Annotated in this window: 17 protein-coding genes; 13 read left to right on the plus strand and 4 right to left on the minus strand. The window is 43.6% G+C overall.

The window, feature by feature from the left end:
* The 9 genes from EP58_RS12810 (at window position 1) to EP58_RS12850 (ending at window position 10,144) form a co-directional block, all read left to right on the plus strand.
* Entirely contained in the window at window positions 1–816 is an 816-nt protein-coding gene (locus EP58_RS12810; RefSeq protein WP_036093986.1) for a TlyA family RNA methyltransferase, read from the plus strand.
* Between the two features lie 195 nt (window positions 817–1,011).
* Window positions 1,012–1,461, plus strand: coding sequence for a transcriptional regulator AhrC/ArgR (ahrC, locus tag EP58_RS12815; RefSeq protein ID WP_036093987.1), 450 nt, complete (start codon window positions 1,012–1,014; stop codon window positions 1,459–1,461).
* Window positions 1,462–1,478: 17 nt separating this feature from the next.
* Window positions 1,479–3,176: a DNA repair protein RecN gene (gene recN, locus EP58_RS12820; protein WP_036093989.1), complete on the plus strand. Its 1,698-nt coding sequence runs from the start codon at window positions 1,479–1,481 to the stop codon at window positions 3,174–3,176.
* Window positions 3,177–3,322: 146 nt separating this feature from the next.
* Entirely contained in the window at window positions 3,323–4,198 is an 876-nt protein-coding gene (locus tag EP58_RS12825; protein WP_036093990.1) for a phosphate acyltransferase, read from the plus strand.
* Window positions 4,199–4,318: 120 nt separating this feature from the next.
* A complete protein-coding gene (buk, locus tag EP58_RS12830; RefSeq protein ID WP_036093991.1) occupies window positions 4,319–5,392 on the plus strand; it encodes a butyrate kinase in 1,074 nt (357 codons plus the stop codon).
* A gap of 2 nt (window positions 5,393–5,394) precedes the next feature.
* Window positions 5,395–6,819, plus strand: a complete 1,425-nt coding sequence (gene lpdA / locus EP58_RS12835) for a dihydrolipoyl dehydrogenase (RefSeq protein WP_036093993.1) — start codon at window positions 5,395–5,397, stop codon at window positions 6,817–6,819.
* 22 nt (window positions 6,820–6,841) lie between these two features.
* On the plus strand, window positions 6,842–7,828 hold the full coding sequence (locus tag EP58_RS12840) for a thiamine pyrophosphate-dependent dehydrogenase E1 component subunit alpha (protein WP_036093995.1): 987 nt from the start codon (window positions 6,842–6,844) through the stop codon (window positions 7,826–7,828).
* A 57-nt stretch (window positions 7,829–7,885) separates the two neighbouring features.
* On the plus strand, window positions 7,886–8,869 hold the full coding sequence (locus EP58_RS12845; RefSeq protein ID WP_036093997.1) for an alpha-ketoacid dehydrogenase subunit beta: 984 nt from the start codon (window positions 7,886–7,888) through the stop codon (window positions 8,867–8,869).
* Window positions 8,870–8,884: 15 nt separating this feature from the next.
* Window positions 8,885–10,144 (plus strand): dihydrolipoamide acetyltransferase family protein, encoded by a 1,260-nt coding sequence (locus EP58_RS12850; RefSeq protein WP_036093998.1) that lies wholly within the window; start codon window positions 8,885–8,887, stop codon window positions 10,142–10,144.
* Between the two features lie 372 nt (window positions 10,145–10,516).
* On the opposite strand, the gene prli42 is transcribed toward EP58_RS12850, so the two are convergent.
* Window positions 10,517–10,612, minus strand: a complete 96-nt coding sequence (gene prli42, locus EP58_RS17265) for a stressosome-associated protein Prli42 (protein WP_077913806.1) — start codon at window positions 10,610–10,612, stop codon at window positions 10,517–10,519.
* Window positions 10,613–10,739: 127 nt separating this feature from the next.
* Between prli42 and EP58_RS12855 the strand changes: the two genes are divergently transcribed.
* From EP58_RS12855 to EP58_RS12870, 4 genes are all read left to right on the plus strand, one after another.
* On the plus strand, window positions 10,740–11,825 hold the full coding sequence (locus tag EP58_RS12855) for a M20/M25/M40 family metallo-hydrolase (protein ID WP_036093999.1): 1,086 nt from the start codon (window positions 10,740–10,742) through the stop codon (window positions 11,823–11,825).
* A 130-nt stretch (window positions 11,826–11,955) separates the two neighbouring features.
* Entirely contained in the window at window positions 11,956–13,374 is a 1,419-nt protein-coding gene (gndA, locus tag EP58_RS12860; RefSeq protein ID WP_036094000.1) for an NADP-dependent phosphogluconate dehydrogenase, read from the plus strand.
* A 431-nt stretch (window positions 13,375–13,805) separates the two neighbouring features.
* Entirely contained in the window at window positions 13,806–14,489 is a 684-nt protein-coding gene (locus tag EP58_RS12865; RefSeq protein WP_036094001.1) for a response regulator transcription factor, read from the plus strand.
* Complete coding sequence (locus EP58_RS12870; protein ID WP_036094002.1) at window positions 14,486–15,973, plus strand: HAMP domain-containing sensor histidine kinase; 1,488 nt, start codon at window positions 14,486–14,488, stop codon at window positions 15,971–15,973. Before EP58_RS12865 ends, EP58_RS12870 begins: the two co-directional genes overlap by 4 nt.
* A 56-nt stretch (window positions 15,974–16,029) precedes the next feature.
* Here EP58_RS12870 and yidC read toward each other — a convergent pair whose 3' ends face one another.
* The 3 genes from yidC to EP58_RS12885 form a co-directional block, all read right to left on the minus strand.
* On the minus strand, window positions 16,030–16,854 hold the full coding sequence (yidC, locus tag EP58_RS12875) for a membrane protein insertase YidC (RefSeq protein WP_036094006.1): 825 nt from the start codon (window positions 16,852–16,854) through the stop codon (window positions 16,030–16,032).
* Between the two features lie 44 nt (window positions 16,855–16,898).
* Window positions 16,899–17,177, minus strand: a complete 279-nt coding sequence (locus EP58_RS12880; protein WP_036094008.1) for a hypothetical protein — start codon at window positions 17,175–17,177, stop codon at window positions 16,899–16,901.
* A 75-nt stretch (window positions 17,178–17,252) separates the two neighbouring features.
* On the minus strand, window positions 17,253–17,534 hold the full coding sequence (locus tag EP58_RS12885; RefSeq protein WP_036094009.1) for an acylphosphatase: 282 nt from the start codon (window positions 17,532–17,534) through the stop codon (window positions 17,253–17,255).
* Between the last annotated feature and the right edge of the window lie 100 nt (window positions 17,535–17,634).

Here is a 17,634-nt window from a genome sequence, read left to right on the forward strand (position 1 = left end):
ATGGCGATAAAAAAAGAACGTGTAGACGTATTATTAGTGGAACAAGGTTTATTTGAAACACGCGAAAAAGCGAAGCGGTCCGTGATGGCTGGCTTAGTTTATTTAAAAGAAGAACGCGTCGATAAACCCGGCGAGAAATTCCCGTTAGATGTTGTTTTTCAGGTGAAAGGAAAAGTGATGCCCTATGTGAGCCGCGGTGGTCTAAAGCTTGAGAAGGCGCTTCAAGTCTTTGATTTGGATGTGAAAGATAAGCTGTTACTAGACATCGGCTCCTCGACTGGTGGTTTTACCGACTGTGCGCTTCAAAATGGCGCCAAGCATTCGTATGCGCTAGATGTTGGTTATAACCAGTTGGCATGGAAACTGCGCAACGATCCGCGCGTGACCGTTATGGAACGTACGAATTTCCGCTACGTAACACCGGCCGATTTTGAACAAGGCATGGCCGATTTTGCGACGATTGACGTTTCCTTCATCTCGTTAAAATTAATTTTACCTGTTCTAAAAACGGTTTTGGTTAGCGACGGGGAAGTCATGTGCTTAATAAAGCCACAATTTGAGGCTGGCAAAGAGCAAGTCGGCAAAAAAGGCATTATCCGTGACGCGAAAATCCATCTGGAAGTCATCGAGAAAATCACGACTTTTGCGATGGCGGAAGGTTATTCTGTGCTTGCTGTAGACTTTTCTCCAATTACGGGTGGCGAAGGAAACATCGAATTTATCGCCCACCTCAAATGGGATAATAAAGGCGAAAGTCATTTATCTGCGACAGAACTTGCGGAAATTGTGACGAAAGCCCATGCGAAATTAGAATAATTATACATGTCGAGTTGTCTTCTATAGATAGCTCGACTTTTTATATTTCAAGCCACTTTAGCGCATTTTCAGCCCTTATTTTAGCTTTTTCACATGCATACGACGGTTTAGAAACTTTTTTTAAGTTAAATCCGTGACTTTACGCTCGTTTTGGGCTAAGATGTAAGAGAGAAAAAGTTCGTGAGGTGAGAAATAATGAATAAAGGTCATCGTCATATTATTATTAGAGAACTCGTAACGTCAAACGAAATCGAAACGCAAGAAGATCTTGTTGAGTTATTGCTAAAAAGAGATGTCAAAGTCACCCAAGCCACGATTTCCCGCGATATCAAAGAACTACATCTAGTGAAAGTTCCGACACAAACTGGTAATTATAAGTACAGTCTGCCAGCCGATAACCGTTTTAACCCACACCAAAAGCTGAAACGATCTCTTGTAGACGCCTTTATCAGTGTGGAAACCGTGCAATTTATGCTTATTCTAAAAGTCATGCCGGGTAATGCGAATGCCATCGGAGCCTTGATTGACAATTTGAATTGGGAAGAGAAAGTTGGCTCGTTGTGCGGAGATGATACGTGTTTGATTATTTGCAGAAGTGAAGCCGACGCAAAAGTATTAGCAGAGCGCTTCATTGAGATGCTCTAAATTTGAGGTGAATAGATTTGTTACAAGAACTAACGATTAGAAATTTTGCTATCATCGAATCTTTAAATTTATCTTTTCAAGAAGGTATGACTGTTCTAACAGGGGAGACCGGCGCTGGAAAATCGATTATTATTGATGCGCTTGGTCTTCTTGTTGGTGGCAGGGGTTCTGTTGATTTTATTAGACATGGCGAAGAAAAGCTGGAAATTCAAGGCTTGTTTACGATTAATCCGCAAAATAAGGGATGCATAGAAGCGCTAGAAAGTAACGGTATCGATGCGAGTGACGGTATGGTTGTCCTGGAACGGACCCTTTTTCAGAGTGGAAAAAATACGTGCCGAATTAATGGGAAACTAGCGACAACGGTTGTTTTGCGCGAAATTGGGTCGCGGCTGATCGATATTCATAGCCAACATGAGCATCAGGAATTGATGAATGATGAATTTCATTTGCAACTGCTAGACCGTTTTGCTTGGAAGGATATCGAGCCGACTTTGGCCAGTTATCAGACGGAATATGTGGCATACACAGAAATGAAGATGAAATGGCGCAACTGGACAAAAAATGAACAAGAACTCGCGCAACGCTTAGACATGCTTCGTTTTCAACAAGATGAAATTACGAGTGCGAACCTGCGACTAGGGGAAGAAGAAGGCTTAGTCGAGCAAAAGCACGTGCTTGCCAATTTCGAGAAAATCAACGAAAGCTTGCAAAATGCCTATACGGCGCTTCAAGGGGAAGAACGCGGTCTCGAATTCATTTCAGAGGCGATGCGTCATGTGGCGTCAGCAAGCGATATTTTACCGGAATACAAGGCGCTCAGTGAATCCGTGGCATCGAGTTTTTATTTATTAGAAGACAGTGCGATGCAAATTCGGCAAGAACTCGATAAGCTGGAATTTCAACCCGACGAACTGGATACCATTGAGACGCGGCTTAACGAATTGAGTCAATTGAAACGAAAATATGGCAAAACGGTAGAAGCAATTATTCAATATAACGAGGAAATCGATCAGGAAATTCTAGAACTATCGGATCGCGAAACCCATCTTGGTCAACTCGAGCAAGACTTGGAAAAAGCGAAAGAACGTTTAAGCGAACTGGCTACTGAATTAACCGCGATTCGTCAAAAAGCAGCGACACAACTCGGAAAACAGATCAAAAACGAGCTTAATCAACTGTACATGGAAAAAGCAATTTTCCAAGTCAACTTTGCCACTCACACCAATGAATTTACAGAAAACGGTGTTGACAAAGTCGCATTTTATATGAGTACAAACCCAGGTGAACCGCTAAAAGCCCTTTCTAAAGTCGCATCTGGTGGGGAACTTTCACGTATGATGTTGGCTCTTAAAACCATTTTTTCGCGGCATCAAGGTATTACGTCGATTATTTTCGATGAGGTCGACACAGGTGTTAGTGGACGCGTGGCGCAAGCGATTGCCGAGAAGATTTACGCTGTAGCAATTGGGTCACAAGTGCTCTGTATTTCGCATTTACCACAAGTTGCGGCGATGGCAGATCATCATTTCTACATTTCTAAAGCAACGACAGAAAACCGGACGATGACTTCTGTGACGCCGCTTTCTGGCGATGAAAAAATCGAGGAAATTAGTCGCATGATTGCGGGAATTGAAGTGACGGATGTGACGAAACAACACGCCAATGAAATGCTCACACAAGCGATGAAAATCAAATCGCAAAAACAATCGTAATCTAAAAATGAATTAAATAGCTTGCATCTCAAAAGAAATTTGCTTACAATGATGAGGTAGTAATTTTTATTACCTGGTCATAAAAACAACTACTAATTTGAGATGTAGGTTTTTTTCTGTGAAAATCGCAAATTAGGAGGCTTTTTATGACAAAAAAATCAATATTTGATCCTGTAAAACCGGATGCGAACGTGACCATCGCTATTGCTGGGGCGGATGATCCTGTTATTTTAGAAGTAGTAGAACAAGCGCTAGACCTTGGCATTGCGAACTTTTTATTATTTGGGCGTGCGGAATCTATACCGTTGCAATCGCCAAATGTACGGGTCACCGCAACCCATTCAGAGCAAGAAGCGGCTGAAAAAGCGGCCGAAGCTGTCGTCAACAAAGAAGCAGACGTCCTGATGAAAGGAAATCTCCCCACTGGGCTTATCTTAAAAACGGTGCTGAAGCGTGAATATGGATTGCGCGATAAAGATTTACTATCTCACGTTTCTGTTTTTGAAATTCCCGCCTACGATAAGCCATTAATTGTCTCTGATGTAGCGATGAACATTGCGCCAAATGAGGAAGAACAGATTCAAATTACCCTTAATGCGATTGAAGTAGCTCGCAAACTCGGCATTGAAAAACCAAAAGTGGCGATTTTGAGTGCTGTAGAAAAAGAGAATCCTAAAATGCATTCTTCGGTTCAAGCGGCTCAAGTTGCGGCATATTTCAAAGCATTTCCTGATCGTGATGCATCTGTAGAAGGACCGCTTGCGTTTGATAATGCGATTTCCAAAACGGCCGCGCTGCATAAAAATATTGTAAGCGATGTTGCTGGTGATGCCGATATTTTGATTGTTCCTTCGATTGAAGCTGGAAATATCCTGTATAAATCCTTGGTTTACTTTGCAGGAGCTAGAGTTGGCGGGATTATTGCCGGTGTGAAAGTCCCTGTGATCATTGCCTCTAGAAGCGATTCTGTTGATAACAAACTTGCGTCATTAATACTAACTGTTGGAATGATCGGAAAATGATACAAAACTTTGAATAAAACGATTTCAAGTGTTGGGGTGCAAAGCTTTTTAAGTTTGTGATGGGCGCATGTTACAATAGGTCGGAGAAGGATAAATCAATTCACATGGGGGTAAAAATACATGGCATTTCTGGTTTTAGCAATTAATCCAGGATCAACTTCGACAAAGGTTGCTTTATTTCAAGGCGATACTGTTATTTTGGCGGAAGAAATAGCGCATCCAAGAGAGACGATTGCTGCGTTTGAAAATGTGATGGCGCAATTCGAATTTCGTTATCAACTCGTGAAAGACGCGATGGCAACGACGGACCTCACGCAACTGGCTGCTGTTGTCGGACGTGGCGGTTTACTGCGACCAATCGCTGGTGGCACCTATGATGTAAACGAGGCTATGCAGCGGGACTTAGAAATTGGAGTTTCCGGTCAACATGCTTCCAATTTAGGCGGACTTTTGGCTCGAAAAATCGCGGACGATTACGGTATCCCTGCTTACATTGTAGATCCTGTTGTTGTTGACGAGTTAGAACCTGTCGCGCGGATTTCTGGAAATGCACATATGGAGCGGCAAAGTATTTTTCATGCGTTAAATCAGAAAGCAGTAGCTCGAAATGTAGCGATTAAGCTGGATAAAGCCTATGCCGAATCCAATTTTATCGTTGCGCATCTTGGTGGTGGCATCTCTGTTGGCGCTCATAAATTGGGACGCGTAATCGATGTCAATAATGCGTTAGATGGCGATGGACCAATGAGTCCAGAGCGTTCTGGTTCCCTTCCGATGGGTCGTTTTCTTGATTGGGCTTTTTCAGGCGAAATGACAAAGACAGCTTTACATAACGAAATTGTCGGTCGTGGCGGTCTCGTTTCCTACAAAGGGACGAATGATTTACGCGATATCGAGCGACAAATACAGAATGGCGATAAAGAAGCGCTTGGCCTTTTTGAAGCGATGGCTTATCAAGTGGCAAAAGAAATTGGCGCCAATGCAGCGGTTTTAAAAGGAGAAATGGACGCGATTATTTTGACGGGCGGTTTAGCGAGAAGTGCTGCATTTGTGAAAGAAATTAGCCAATATATTCACTGGATAGCGCCGATTATGACCGAGCCGGGTGAAGATGAGATGGCCGCGCTTAACGAAGGAGCACAGCGAATTTTAGAAGGAATAGAAGAAGCGAAAGTTTACCTAGGGGAGGAATAGAAATGGCAAAAGAGTATGATGTAGTAGTATTAGGCGGTGGAACGGGTGGCTATGTTGCTGCGATTCGTGCCTCGCAAAAAGGATTGACTGTAGCGGTTGTCGAAAAAGACAGACTCGGTGGCACATGTTTACATCGCGGTTGTATCCCAAGTAAAGCGCTACTACGTTCGGCGGAAGTGCTACAAACCGTTAGAAAAGCCGCTGAATTTGGCATTGAAACTCCTGAACCAACATTTAGTTTTATCAAAGCACAGGAACGCAAACAAGGCATCGTCGACCAATTGGAAAGCGGGATTCAGCAGCTTTTCAAAAAAGGGAAGATTGATTTGTACGAAGGTAAGGGAACGATTCTTGGTCCATCGATTTTCTCACCAACTGCCGGCACGATTTCGGTTGAATTTGCAGATGGAAGCGAAAACGAAATGCTCATTCCGAAAAATCTAATTATCGCAACTGGTTCTAAGCCGCGCGCGCTGAAAGGTTTGCCGTTCGATGAAGAATTCGTCCTATCCTCTGATGGCGCTTTGCAAATGGAAACTCTGCCAGAATCTATCATCATCGTTGGTGGCGGCGTGATTGGCATGGAATGGGCGTCGATGCTACACGATTTCGGCGTAGAAGTGACCGTCATCGAATACAGCGATCGCATTTTACCAACAGAAGACAAGGATATCTCCAAAGAATTACATCGCCTATACAAAAAGAAGAAAATAAATATCGTGACTAGCGCGGAAGTTCAAGCAGACACGTACAAAAAAACAGCAGATGGCGTCGAAATAAAAGCCGTTGTCAAAGGGCAAGAACAAACGTTTACAGCTTCAAAAATGTTCGTTTCGGTTGGCAGAAGCGCGAGCGTCGAAAATATCGGCTTAGAAAACACAGATATTATTGTCGACAAAGGTGTGATTCAAGTCGCGAGCAATTTCCAAACGAAGGAAAGTCATATTTATGCGGTTGGCGATTGCATCGGTGGTATGCAACTAGCGCATGTCGCGATGGAAGAGGGCATTATTGCTGCAGAAGATATCAGTGGCAACCCACAACCCGCGATTAATTACAACCATGTACCGCGTTGTACGTATACCTCACCAGAAATTGCAAGCGTCGGCATCACTGAAGAACAGGCGAAAGAACAAGGTTTTGAAGTGAAAACCGGGAAGTTCTTCTTCCGTGGCATCGGTAAAGCGCTTGTCTACGGCGAATCAGACGGTTTTATCAAAGTCGTAGCTGACAAGAAAACAAATGATTTGCTCGGTGTCTTTATGATTGGACCACACGTGACAGACATGATTTCAGAAGCAGCTCTAGCACACGTGTTAGATGCGACACCATTTGAAATTGGTAGCACGATTCATCCGCACCCAACACTTGCAGAAGCATTTGGCGAAGCCGCTCTAGCAGTTGACGGCCTTGCTATTCATGGATAACAAATAAGGAGGAAATTTGGCAATGGGATTAAGAGAAACAGGTTTATCAGATGAAACCTTATTGGAAATGTACCAAAAACTACTATTAACACGACGTATCGACGAGCGTTTATGGCTACTCAATCGCTCAGGAAAAATACCGTTCACGATATCAGGACAAGGACAAGAAATCGCACAAATCGGCGCTGCTTTTGCGTTTGATTTAGAAAAAGATTACTGCTTGCCGTACTACCGCGACTTAGCTGTCGTTCTATCATTCGGCATGACCGCGCGCGACATTATGCTCAGTGCGTTTGCAAAAGCAGAAGATCCGAACTCTGGCGGACGTCAAATGCCAGCCCATTTCGGTCAAAAGTCAAATCGTATTGTCACGCAAAGTTCACCGGTAACGACCCAATTCCCGCACGCAGCTGGAATCGGACTTGCTGCTAAAATGAAGAAAGATCCAATCGTAGCTTACACATCAACCGGCGAAGGATCATCCAATCAAGGCGATTTCCACGAAGGTATCAATTTTGCCAGTGTGCATAAATTACCTGTTGTCTTCGTTATCCATAACAATCAATACGCGATTTCTGTGCCAGTTGAAAAACAATACGCGGCTGAAAAACTATCCGATCGTGCATTAGGTTATGGCATCCCAGGCGTTCGCGTCGACGGTAATAACATGACAGAAGTTTACTTAGCATTCAAAGAGGCCACAGACCGTGCTCGTCGCGGAGAAGGCCCAACATTGATTGAAACCATGACATACCGCTTCACACCACATTCCTCAGACGATGACGATAGAAGTTACCGTACGTTGGAAGAGGTAAATAAAGCGAAAGAACGCGATCCACTCGCTATTTATACGAAAGAATTGGAAGAACTCGGCTTGCTGGATGACGCCAAAAAAGAAGCCTTCGAAAAAGAAGTGATGACGCAGGTCAATGAGGCGACAGACTATGCAGAAAATGCAAGTTATGCCGACCCAGAATCCGCGCTATTACACGTTTACGAAGAACAATAAGCGATTTATTTACGTTAGGGCGATTGTTTCGACCCTTTCGAATTAGGAGGAATAAAAATGCCTGTCATTTCATATATTGATGCCATAACGGCTGCGCTTCGTGAAGAGATGGAGCGCGATGAGAACGTATTTATTTTAGGAGAAGATGTCGGGAAAAAGGGCGGCGTTTTTAAAGCGACTGCTGGACTTTTTGACCAATTTGGTGAAGATCGCGTGCTAGATACGCCGCTCGCCGAGTCTGCGATTGCTGGCGTTGGGATTGGTGCTGCGATGTACGGCATGCGTCCCGTTGCTGAAATGCAATTTGCTGATTTTATCATGCCTGCCGTGAACCAGATTATCTCGGAAGCATCACGCATTCGTTACCGTTCCAACAATGATTGGAGCTGTCCGATTGTTTTTCGCGCGCCTTATGGTGGTGGCGTACATGGAGCGCTTTACCATTCTCAATCGATCGAGAAAGTTTTCTCCGGGCAACCAGGTTTGAAAATCGTGATGCCATCGAGTCCATACGATGCGAAGGGCCTTTTAAAAGCCGCGATTCGCGATAATGATCCTGTTCTATTTTTAGAGCATAAACGCGCGTACCGTCTTATTAAAGGCGAAGTGCCGGATACGGATTATACCGTGCCAATCGGCAAAGCCAATGTGGTCCGCGAAGGCGATGATTTAACGGTTATCACATACGGTTTAGCCGTTCATTTTGCCCAACAAGCTGCTGAAAAATTAGCGGGCGACGGTATTGAAACGGAAATTTTAGATTTAAGAACGATTTATCCATTAGATAAAGAAGCAATTATCGAGGCTGCCAAGAAAACGGGGAAAGTTCTCCTTGTTACGGAGGACAATAAAGAAGGAAGCATTATCGGCGAAGTTGCTGCCACCATCGCGGAGCACTGCTTGTTCGATCTTGACGCGCCAATCAAGCGCCTAGCTGGACCAGATACACCAGCGATGCCTTTTGCACCAACGATGGAGAAATATTTCATGATCAACCCCGACAAAGTAGAAAAAGCGATGCGTGATTTAGCGGAATTTTAAAGGAGTGAAAAAAGAATGGCACTTGAAAAAATTACAATGCCGCAACTTGGTGAAAGCGTAACAGAAGGTACGATTAGTCAGTGGCTAGTCGCACCTGGTGACCACGTAAATAAATACGATGCCTTAGCGGAAGTATTGACCGATAAAGTAACCGCCGAAATCCCGTCTTCCTTCACTGGAACCATCAAAGAATTGATTGCAGCAGAAGACGAGACGCTTGATGTAGGCGCCGTTATTTGTATGATAGAAACAGAAGGCGGCTCCGAGTCTGAAGAAGCGCCGGCAGAAGAGGTGGCCAAAAAAACAGAACCAGCACCTGCGAGCGCACCAAACAAAGCTCCTGCTAAACAAAGTCCTGCAACCGGTCGATTCTCACCAGCAGTCTTAACGCTGGCAGCAGAACACGGCATCGATTTGGGTAATGTTAGTGGAACGGGCCGTGATGGTCGGATTACACGCAAAGATGTTCTTGCTTATGTTGAAAACGGCGCTCCGGTAGCTCCGAAACCACAAGCAGCAGCACCGAAAACGGCACCACAACAGCAGCCAAGCGCACCAATGCCAACAAGCCAAGTCGGTGATCGAGAAATCCCGGTGGACGGTATTCGAAAAGCGATTGCCAAACACATGGTATCCAGCAAACATGAAATTCCACACGCTTGGATGATGGTAGAAGCAGACGCAACAGGCCTCGTGCGCCACCGTGATGCCCTAAAAAACAAATTTAAAGCCGAAGAAGGGTATTCTCTCACTTATTTCGCGTTTTTCGTTAAAGCCGTTGCACAAGCGCTGAAAGAGTATCCCATTTTAAATAGCACATGGGCTGGTGATAAAATCATCGAACGCGCAGATATCAACATTTCCATCGCCGTAGCGACCGACAATCACCTTTTCGTACCAGTCATCAAGCATGCAGACGAGAAATCGATTAAAGGCATCGCTCGCGAAATCACGGAATTAGCAGCCAAAGCACGCGCTGGAAAACTAACACAAGACGATATGTCAGGCGGCACATTCACAGTTAACAGCACAGGCTCATTCGGTTCCGTACAATCGATGGGTATTATTAATCACCCACAAGCAGCGATTCTGCAAGTCGAATCCATCGTGAAGCGCCCAGTTGTCATTGACGACATGATTGCCATTCGAAACATGGTAAATCTCTGCCTATCCATCGACCACCGTATCTTAGACGGTCTCGTAGCAGGCAGATTCCTAAGCAAAGTGAAAGAAAATATCGAAACAATCACCAAAGAAAACACACCGATCTACTGAAAATAAATAGGAGAAAATAGGGGTAAACCAATTTGAAATACCCAATGTTTAACAAAAAAATCAGCGGGTATAAAAATAATACATCTAGATCCATACCCCTAAACTCCCTAGATGTCTTGAGTGGTACGTTTAAATACGCTATCGCTCTTTTTTGTTGGGGTTGTTATGAACGAAGTGAATTACAACCCCAATATAAGTGAGAGCAAAGCGAACAGTTAATCCTTCCCGGTTGTTATGAACAAAGTGAATTACAGCCCCAATATAAGCGAAGGCCAGAAAGCGAACAATCAATCCATCAAACGAATATCTGCGCATAAAACAAAAAAACCACATAATCATGTGGTCTCTAAAAATCGCATATTCAATCACCAATTATAGGAACATCAATACCCCTGTTAAAACAGAAGAGGCTACAATCGCAACAAGCATCAAAATAACGATAACTTTAGCAACTTTTTTGTTAGACATAAAATGAGACGGCTCCTTCCAAATAAAATCTCGATATCTCTATCATACTTACTTTTTGTGAGAATTTCAAGTGAAATTAGTAGGAATTAGTTAATATTTTTCAAGAAGCCAGACGGAGGTGAATAAAATGACACAAAATAACGTACAAGACCTTTTTCTAGAGTTGGTAGCGATTCCGTCCCATTCCGGTCAAGAACAGGAAATTATGACCTACATCCAAACCTTCTTTAAGGAGCTCGGCATGCCCGTGAAACTTAGCAAACAGCAATCAGGCCTTGTCGCAACATTTCCAGCAACGAATAAAGCCATGGAACAAGTCCCAGTCATCGCATTTTCTGCGCACTTAGATACCGCCACATCGTCTGTTCTACCAGAAGTCATTATCACAAACGGATATGTCGAAACAGCAAACCGTGCTATTCTAGGCGCTGATGATAAGACGGGAGTCGCCGCCATGCTTGCCGTCGCAGAAACACTTGCTCAAAGTGACGAGCCGCACGGACAAGTCGAATTTATTTTTACAACGAAGGAAGAAGAAGGCCTGACTGGCGCGAAACTATTCGATCTCGATCTCGTTGACGCCGCATATGGCTATTGTCTAGACGCTCCAGGCGCAGTCGGTGGAATGATTCGGACCAGCAAAACACATCTGCAACTAGATTTTTGGATCGAAGTCGGTGTTCCTCACGAAAAATCAGCCATCCAAATTGCTCGTGATGCGATGAAGAAAATTCGCCAAAACTTCACGCTAGATACTGGGATTACGTGGCAAGTGTATCATTTCGGTGGGGAGGTTTTAGAAAACGGGAACGAAAAAGTGACGATTCTGTCGGAGTTCTCTGCGGATTTCCCACTTGAAAATTGTTTGCCGTTTGTCGAGCAAATTAAGCAAATATTCATTGAAACAGGCGTTACATATAAGGCCGATGTGCAAGATGTGACGCATATGAGCTACCACCATTTCAGCCTTCCAGAAACGAGCCATGTCTGCGAAATCGCTTCAAAGGCCATGCAAACACTCCGTATTCCTAAAAAATCGCTTCAGCTCGAAGGAGGCACGGATGCAAATGTTTTCAACGATCGTGGTATACCGTTTCTAGTTCTGGCGGCAGGCTTTGAAAATCCGCATACGACAAGCGAACGAATCGCGGTTGCAGAACTTGAAAAACTCACCAAACTCGTTCTGGAAATTATAAAAACGACGGCAAACTGACAATAAATTCGCTAAATTCGGGTTTGTTTCGTTGCCGTAGCGCCAAAGTTTTGATATAGTTATTAGTGTTGAGAAAATGGCAGCATTCATTATAACGAATGACTCGAATGAGAAGGGACGAATGTGAAAAATGGCAAAACAAGAAATTGGCGTTATCGGAATGGGCGTAATGGGTCGCAACTTGGCCTTAAATATCGAAAGTCGTGGTTACAGTGTCTCGATTTTTAACCGCTCTAGCGAAAAAACGAAAGCAGTCGCAGAAGAACATAGCGACAAAAAATTGGTTCCTACGTATAACTTAGAGGAGTTTGTGAACTCCATCGAAGTGCCTCGTCGTATTCTATTAATGGTACAAGCAGGTGCGGCAACGGATATGATGATTGATGCAGTCAAACCTTTCCTAAGCCAAGGCGATATTTTGATTGATGGTGGGAATACGTTCTTTAAAGATACGATTCGCCGCAACAAAACGCTAAGCGAAGAAGGTTTTAATTTTATCGGAACTGGTGTTTCTGGTGGGGAAGAAGGCGCGTTAAAAGGACCTTCTATTATGCCTGGTGGTCAACGCAAAGCCTATGATTTAGTCGCTCCAATTTTGCAAGAGATTGCGGCTGTAGCGGACGGCGAACCTTGTGTGACTTACATCGGTCCTGATGGCGCTGGACACTATGTGAAAATGGTGCATAACGGCATTGAGTACGGCGACATGCAACTTATCGCAGAAGCTTACACGATTCTAAAACAAATCGGTGGCTTAACGAATGACGAGCTTGCTGACGTGTTCACAGAATGGAATGACGGCGAACTCGATAGTTACTTAATCCAAATCACAAAAAACATCGTGAAGACAAAAGACCCTGAGACAGGTAAGCCGATTGTTGATGTTATTCTTGATAAAGCAGGGCAAAAAGGAACGGGTAAATGGACAAGTCAAAGCGCTCTAGACCTTGGTGTACCGCTTTCTCTTATCACAGAATCCGTATTCGCACGTTACATTTCTGCGTTAAAAGAAGAGCGCGTACATGCAAGTACCGTTTTAAGCGGTCCAAGCAACTACTCATTCAACGGAGACAAAAAAGCCTTCGTAGAATCTGTACGCCGCGCACTATATTTCAGTAAAATCGCGTCCTACGCACAAGGCTTTGCACAAATGAAAGCCGCGTCAGACGAATACGAATGGGATCTACAATACGGCGAAATCGCGAAAATTTTCCGCGCAGGTTGTATTATCCGCGCTCGTTTCCTACAAAAAATCACAGACGCGTACAATAACGATAAGAATTTAAATAACTTGTTGTTAGATCCATATTTCAAGGATATTGCGCATAACTACCAAGACGCATTGCGTGAAGTAGTAGCTGAATCTGTGAAAGCAGGAATTCCAGTACCAACATTCACGGCAGCAATTAGTTATTACGATAGCTACCGCTCAGAAGTACTATCCGCCAACCTAATCCAAGCCCAACGCGACTACTTCGGCGCACACACATACGAACGCGTAGATAAAGCAGGGACGTTCCATACAGAATGGCCGGAGATTGATGAATAAAACGAAAAGCTGAAAGAGCCCGTTTAGTATAGACCAAGTGCAAGGAGCGAATACTCACTCTGTTCGCACTCGTATTGAGGCTCTAAATCGGCAAGCAATGCCTCATAAGAGCCACAACATAGGGGGCGCAGTGAAAACCATCTTTTGGTTTTTGCGGAGGCCACGAAAATTTCGAGGGTCTGGCCGTTGAAGTCGGATCTGGAGGAGTCGCCCAAACACGACGCTCTCCCAAAAGAATGGTGACTTACCTCCACCCCTGGAGATAAGTCACCATTCTTTTCTTCTTTTATAACAAAGCGATGTGAAAACACGCTATTTTATGAATTTATACATAGAAATTGCCCATACAGACCGTTATTAGTTGTTTTTACCGCGATTTTAGTTACAATGGTAATAGGAAGATATCTGGTTTTTGAAGGTGGGGATAGTTGATGAATAGAATACTTATTGTAGAAGATGAAAAGAATTTAGCTCGCTTCATAGAACTGGAGTTACAACATGAAGGTTACGAGACTGCGGTTGCCAATGATGGTCGAGCTGGCTTAGAGCTTGCAATCACGGAAGAATGGGATGCGATCCTACTTGATTTAATGCTGCCACAACTGAATGGTGTGGAGGTTTGTAGACGCGTTCGTCAAGTTAAAGAAACACCGATTATTATGATTACCGCGCGTGATTCTGTTATTGACCGCGTTTCTGGCCTGGATCATGGCGCGGATGATTATATCGTAAAACCGTTTGCTATTGAGGAATTGTTGGCGCGGCTTCGTGCTTTATTACGTCGCATTGAAACGAGCGAGAATGAGACGAAGCAAACCACACTGGAATACCGTGACATCGTTGTCGAGAAAGAAAGCCGCATCGTGAAGCGTGGTGAAGATATTATCGATTTGACGAAGCGCGAATACGAATTATTGTTGACCTTGATGGAGAACATAAACATCGTGTTGACGCGTGAAGTACTTTTAAACAAAGTATGGGGCTATGAAACCGAAGTCGAGACGAATGTCGTGGATGTGTACGTGCGATATTTACGTAACAAAATCGATAATAAAAATGATGACGATAGTTACATCCAAACAGTGCGTGGCACGGGGTATGTGATGCGTACATGACCACACCAAACACATTTTCTTTAAAAAGCCGATCACTGAAATTTAAATGGACATTTGGCGCAAGTGCTGCTATATTTTTAACGTTTTTCTTATTCTCTTTTGCCATTTATCAAGGTATCGGCAGCATGCTTCTAGACGAGAAGGATGACACCGTGAAATCAGCGGCCTATGCGGCATCTGACGCGATTTATACGGCCGACTTAACTGGTGCATCCGAAAACATTACGAGTGAAAAAATCGGCCCCATCGTAAAGGATAATATAGAATTGCGATCACGCTTGGAGGACCAAGTGCTTGTTTTTTACGACAAAGATGGGAATCTGATTGAACAGTACACCGCGGGGCAGAATAATAATAAAGCCTACGCAAAAAATGATTATAGTAGCTACCTGGTGAAACAACCAACTCCAGCGCTGTCTAAGCCGACCGTGCAAGGGCAACAAATGGTCATGTATCAAATTCCAATAATCAATAAAATCGATAACTCCAGTATTATCGGATACATCCAAGTTGTGAATCCAATGACATCTTACAACAGCATGATGGGTAAATTACTCGCAACGATGTTCTTACTTGGCGCCGTAGCCTTGTTTATTAGTGGTATGCTCGGCTATCTACTCGCACAAAATTTCTTAAACCCGCTAACAAAAATGGCAAAAACAATGAACGATATTCGCAATAACGGCTTCCAGAAACGCATCGAGCCAACCGTCATCACAAAAGATGAAATTGGTGAGTTGACTATCGTATTCAATGATATGATGGTACAAATCGAACGCAGCTTTGAGCAACAGAAACAGTTTGTGGAAGACGCCTCGCATGAATTACGAACGCCAGTACAAATCATGGAAGGTCATTTAAAACTACTGAATCGCTGGGGTAAAGATGATCCGGAAGTGCTAGACGAGTCGCTCAATGCTTCGTTAACCGAGCTGGAACGTATGAAGAAACTCGTGCAGGAAATGCTTGACCTATCGCGAGCAGAGCAAATTTCACAAACAAAAGAACTACAGCTTGTTTGCGTCAATGATGTTGTCGAGCAAGTAAGACGTAATTTTGAAGTCATGTACGAAGATTTCACATTTACTTTGGCCGAAGATGATAAGAACCTTCACGCCCTGATTCAGCACAATCACTTAGAACAGATTTTGATTATTATTGCTGATAATGCGGTGAAATACTCTGGTGACGGCAAACAAGTCGATATGCACGTCTATAAAGAGGCAGATAAAATTAAAGTCTCTATTAAAGATTACGGCGTCGGCATTTCAGCAGATGAAATTGATAAGATTTTCAACCGTTTCTACCGTGTGGATAAAGCGCGTAGTCGTGAAGTTGGCGGCAACGGTCTAGGACTTGCGATTGCGAAAGAACTGGTCAGTGGCTATCTTGGCTCCATTCATGCTGAGAGTGAGGATAATGTTGGTACAACCATCACCATTGCACTCCCTCTAATCGAACAAAATGAGGACAAAGCAGAATAGCAAAAAAAGACGTTTCCAAAACTCTTAGGAAAGAGTAGTGGAAACGCCTTTTCGTATTATTTTTTGTTTTGCTCGTGTTCTAATTGCTCGATTTCTTTTTCTTCTTTTTCCATCATTTCCACTTCTGGATGTTTTTTCATGTATAGTTTTTTCGTTAGGAGTGTTTGGCCTGCTAGGAAAAGTCCGCCGACCGCCCAGTATAGCGCAAGGGCTGCTGGAGCGGAGAGAGAGACGAAGAGAATCATGACTGGCGAAATGAGCCCCATAATCTTCATTTGTTTTTTCTGCTCCGGTGTGTAGCCGATGAGAGAGATAAAATATTGTAATAAATAGACGGCGCCAGCAATAATGGCCATAATCATATCTGGGCTACCTAAGCTAAACCAGAGAAATTCGTGATGCGCGATATCCGAAGAACCACGAATCGCATAATAGAACGCCATCAAAATCGGCATTTGAATCAGAAGTGGTAAACAACCCATTTGCAGCGGATTGATATTATATTTGGAATAGACAGCCGCCATTTCTTGCTGAATTTTTTGCTGTTCTTCCTTGGTTGTTGCTCTTTTTAGTCGTGCTTGGATTTCGTCGATTTCCGGTTTGGCAACCGCCATTTTGGACTGCATGCCCATCTGTGCCTTAGCAGTACGCAAGTTCAGTGGCATAATCAAGGCACGAATCGCCAATGTCGTCACGATAATTGCAATGCCGTAATTCCCACCAAATAACGAAGCAATCCATTCAATCACGGTCGTAAACGGCTTAATCAGATACACGTAGAAAAAACCATCCGTATTTTGAGAAGGGTCCATGCTACAACCCGCCAACGCAAAAAATAACGCTGCAATCATGATAAGTAATAATATATTTTTCTTTTTCAATGTCTCATTTCCTCCTAAAAGTTATGTTCATTTTGTATATCGTATTAGGAAAAAGACAAAGAATATTCATCGTCTGTATTTGAAAAACGCGTGATTGCTTGGACGAGCCACACGATAATAAAGCTAGCTCGGTGCGTTTCAGCAGGCTTCCAATGAATCACAGGAAGTGGCGTGATGCACAGATGTTTCGTATGCAATACCATCGTAGGCTTCACCATCGCTAAAACCGGCCAATATCGAAACACAGCCATCGTCATGAAAAAGGTCACATATAACGAGATGTACTCTGGGCCAAGCACCATCTGGATTAAAGTTTCAAACACACGCAGTCACTCCTTCCAATTTGAAATAAGTACAGCCTTAACTATAAGTGAAATCAAGCGGAAAAACAAGCTTTATCAGTATTCAATATCAAAAGTCTTACGTTCTTCGACAGGAGCGTCCTTATAAATATACACTTCCCCAATTCGCGCAGCTGGAGACGGGCCTTTTTTGACCGCCTCTATGAATTTTTCTAAATCATCCTCTTCGGCAATCGCTTGGATTTCAACGGAGCCATCTTGTAAATTTTTGACGATCCCGCTGATGTTCATCTTGTAAGCCAAATGCTTTGTCGTATAGCGGAAGCCAACGCCTTGAACCATTCCAGTTACGCGCATAATGACGGTTTTTCGAGCCATAAGTCTAATCACCTATCCTTTTTTATTAGTACCCCTAGTGTACCTTTTTTTCGCGCGTTTTTCAAAAAATAACCTAGCCAAAAGCAAGTTACGGTGAGTT

The organism is Paenilisteria newyorkensis (genome assembly GCF_000766145.1).
Lineage (GTDB): Bacteria > Bacillota > Bacilli > Lactobacillales > Listeriaceae > Listeria_A > Listeria_A newyorkensis.